Origin of the sequence: uncultured Nostoc sp. (assembly GCF_964245575.1) — a bacterium.
Taxonomy (GTDB): domain Bacteria; phylum Cyanobacteriota; class Cyanobacteriia; order Cyanobacteriales; family Nostocaceae; genus Nostoc.
In genome coordinates this window covers 1-3,134 of sequence record NZ_CAXTNP010000493.1, presented here as the reverse complement: position 1 = coordinate 3,134, position 3,134 = coordinate 1, and the positions used below count along the sequence as shown (strand labels likewise).

General features: G+C 40.6%; 7 protein-coding genes and 1 pseudogene. 5 read left to right on the top strand and 3 right to left on the bottom strand.

The genetic code is table 11. The annotated features are described in order from the left end of the window. Positions 1-46 precede the first annotated feature (46 nt). Positions 47-145, bottom strand: a pseudogene (locus ACFFAP_RS37530) (flagellar assembly protein H); the annotation flags it as partial. Positions 146-373: 228 nt separating this feature from the next. Between ACFFAP_RS37530 and ACFFAP_RS37525 the strand changes: the two are divergent. The 5 genes from ACFFAP_RS37525 (at position 374) to ACFFAP_RS37505 (ending at position 2,295) form a co-directional block, all read left to right on the top strand. Beyond that, a complete protein-coding gene (locus ACFFAP_RS37525; RefSeq protein WP_375515958.1) occupies positions 374-574 on the top strand; it encodes a hypothetical protein in 201 nt (66 codons plus the stop codon). Then, complete coding sequence (locus tag ACFFAP_RS37520; protein WP_375515957.1) at positions 571-912, top strand: hypothetical protein; 342 nt, start codon at positions 571-573, stop codon at positions 910-912. Before ACFFAP_RS37525 ends, ACFFAP_RS37520 begins: the two co-directional genes overlap by 4 nt. A 190-nt stretch (positions 913-1,102) precedes the next feature. Beyond that, positions 1,103-1,303, top strand: coding sequence for a hypothetical protein (locus tag ACFFAP_RS37515; protein WP_375515956.1), 201 nt, complete (start codon positions 1,103-1,105; stop codon positions 1,301-1,303). A gap of 6 nt (positions 1,304-1,309) precedes the next feature. After that, positions 1,310-1,960 carry a hypothetical protein gene (locus ACFFAP_RS37510; protein WP_375515955.1) on the top strand — a complete coding sequence of 217 codons (651 nt, stop codon included), beginning with the start codon at positions 1,310-1,312 and terminating at the stop codon, positions 1,958-1,960. A 59-nt stretch (positions 1,961-2,019) separates the two neighbouring features. After that, a complete protein-coding gene (locus ACFFAP_RS37505; RefSeq protein ID WP_375515954.1) occupies positions 2,020-2,295 on the top strand; it encodes a hypothetical protein in 276 nt (91 codons plus the stop codon). A gap of 3 nt (positions 2,296-2,298) precedes the next feature. On the opposite strand, the gene ACFFAP_RS37500 is transcribed toward ACFFAP_RS37505, so the two are convergent. Further along, on the bottom strand, positions 2,299-2,673 hold the full coding sequence (locus ACFFAP_RS37500) for a hypothetical protein (protein ID WP_292874869.1): 375 nt from the start codon (positions 2,671-2,673) through the stop codon (positions 2,299-2,301). After that, positions 2,670-3,002, bottom strand: coding sequence for a DUF5674 family protein (locus ACFFAP_RS37495; RefSeq protein ID WP_229474056.1), 333 nt, complete (start codon positions 3,000-3,002; stop codon positions 2,670-2,672). Before ACFFAP_RS37495 ends, ACFFAP_RS37500 begins: the two co-directional genes overlap by 4 nt. Positions 3,003-3,134 lie beyond the last annotated feature (132 nt).

Sequence of the window (3,134 nt, the reverse complement as noted above, 5' to 3'; positions counted from 1 at the left end):
TTTCTCAAGTTTGCTTCCATCTATTATATGTAGCTTCATATTAAATTGGTATTAGTTTGGTTAAAGTAATCGGTTGTCCTAATAACCAAGTAGCGAAATCAGGAGAATACATCTCCGCGATAAATTTGCAAGTGTTATCAAACATAAACCAAGTTTATCAAACGATAAGTCACCTTCAGCATTAAAGTCACAACCTAGCAGATTTAGTTCAGTCATTTCTAAACATTCCCAACATTCCCATGTCACCTATTGAAATACTGAAAGATTTCAACCTGTGCTACTTGAAAATCCAAACCATTGCACAGGATAAAGATTGGCAGAAATTGATTAGAGCCAGTCTGATTGCTCAATTATATAAAAAGGAAAAAATATTATGCCGCGAAAAATTGCTCATCCTACCCCACAAAATCAGCCGCACCAATGCATACAGTATCTCCGTCGTTGTGGGGGTAGCGCTCGATTGTGCCGTATGAACTTTAGTCTGTCAGTGATTCAAATGTTGGTAAATCAAAAGTTGGTAAAGATTAAGAATACTGGTGCAGGGTTTTTTATTGAATTGGAGGATTCCAAATGACTAATCACAAACAAGTTGTTTACCAATCTCAATTAGACCACAAGAGTAAAATGGTTTCTCGCCGCCGTACTAGGAGAAGATTTAACCCCAGGATTTTTATCGATCGCACCATAGAAACAACTGCAATCGCCTCTCTGCTTTTAACTGGGTTTTTAGGAGTTGGAGCAATGGCTTGTTGGGGGCTGGAGATTATCGAGACTAATAATCCCAACATAATTATCTCTGGCTGGCAGTACCAGAAAAACAGAAGTCTTGGAGCTATGCTGGTCAGTTTTTCCGCCTTCTTAGGGAGTTCTCTAGTCGGAGCAACTTTCAGCATTCAACGAGATAAATTTTAGGGAGATAAACAACAATGGAAATCAAGTTAACTACATCAGAGATTCGGACTATCTTGCAAGGATGTCAATATACGTTGCAGCTTGTGGGGAGTAGTAAGGATTATCGCAGGCTTCAGTCGTCCTCCTTCCTTTTCTACATCAAACGATGTTGTGCTAAACGATGCGTTCAATGTTTTGGGAGAAATAGTGGATGCAATTGATCAGGTGGAGCAATTTAATCAACAAGGAGAATCAAGTCACGGAGCAAGAAATTAAAAATGCAGTCGGCTTAGGTAGCCCTGAACTTGTGATATCAAAACCAAAACTGGAGCCGGAACCAAAACCAACTGTAACGATTTACGAGTTTGGCAGACTTTTAACTGAGAATGAACCATCAGTAAAAAAGAAGTAACAAAAGATGAATTTTAGTCCTTTCATCAAAGGCATCAGTGCAGCAGCAGCAACAATTATCTGTAGCTATGTTGGCACTCAATATCTCGGTAAAAATATCATGTATGCCATTGGTGGGGCAATAGTCGGAACTGGGATCACAACATTCATTACTGACCGAATTGCAAGACAAATTGAGGCTAACCAAATTCTGTTAGGCCAACCTCAGCCCAACTCTTGGAGAAGCTACGCTAACGACTACACTCAGGGCAGGCCTTTACCTATACCTACCAACTGTAAAGGGTGCAAATACTATCACGGTATCCCGTACAACGGTGTAACGCTCAATTGCGCTATTCATCCTCAAGGATCATTTGGCGAACAATGCACGGATTGGCAAGGCTTTCAAGAATCTATACAACTAGATCCAACTGAAAGAATTGTAAATATTCTTTTTCAGCCCGACGAAGACGAACCAACTGGACACGTCACTATATTCCGTTGCTTAGGCGACTGGCACGAGTCAGAATTAACAAAACCCTGCGAAGAAGCTACTTCTGTTGTCTCAATTGCTAGCCCTTTAGCTTGTCCAATAACTTCGGATCTAAAAATGGATAAGTATTGCGAAAAATCTGGATTTATTCGCACTTCAATTGGGATGAAAAAAAAAGATATTTAGTCGTGAAGACCTTGTACAAACTTGATTGGCATTCTTAGAAATTACAAAGGAGCAAAAAAATGACATTAACTTTAGATAACCAGTCTCAAATTAGAGAATCGTCCTTAACTCAAGCATTGCGGCAGATACAACAGCTAAACTCCAAAATTGCTGTGTTAGAGCAGCAGCATCAAGATTATGTGCAGAAGCAACAAAATTTGATTGCTGCGATCGCCGAAATCTGTGTTTCTCCAATGCAGGAAATACAGGCGCTACGGATTCTGATTTATCGGGGGGAAGCAGCCTGTCGGCAGTACCTGCGTTCGGTGCTAGTCAAACAGAGGAAGAATTCATAGAGATCAGGCACTGAGTGATTCCGGTTCTGTACGTGATATTTCCAAAACTCGCTGTAACCAATATGAAATTTGAGCAGATGCAGATTGCTTTTGTTCAGCATCAGTCCAGATATCGTCCCAATGGAATAGCCAACGAGTCAGAAGACGAACTAAATCAACTAATTCACAGGCTCGGTCAATATCATCTGCCTTTACCATGTCTGGTACAGTCCACTCAATAAAGTATCTGCTTTCATCAACCAAAGCCAGTATTAAATCCTCTGATGAGCCTTGAGTCCACAAAGATTGAATTTGTGACAAGTGTGTAGCTAGACGACGTAAACGTGTAGTCACATCATCCTGCATAAAAATTTGTTGCTTTGGTGTCACTTCGATCATAAATTTCCTAGGAACTCGTTAATCAGTTGAGCTACCCTTTCTCTAATATTAGGGTCTAATATCTCCATTGACCTATTTTGCCGGGGACGAAGATTAACCATCGACTCGTAAATGATTTTTCCAGTTATTGGCATAAAACTGGCAGCCCAAATATCTTGTTGTCTGCTGCCGTCATCTAGCAATTTTTCTTCACAATCAGCGTGTAGACCACCACCACCAACCAGCACCCGACGCTCGATATCAACTGCGGTTCTGATGTAGAACTTGTGCTGTTGCAGCATTTGTTCAAGTTGCTCCGGGGTGGCGCGTTCTCGTAACAGCAAAATCATTTAAATGATAACCTCTATCAGGGAAAGGCATTCTAATTATGGAACGGAATCAAGCACAAGTAATTGTTGTAAGTCTGAGTCGAATGGCACTAAGAAAAGCTATAAACCGTGCTGCATAAGCATTACAAGTAT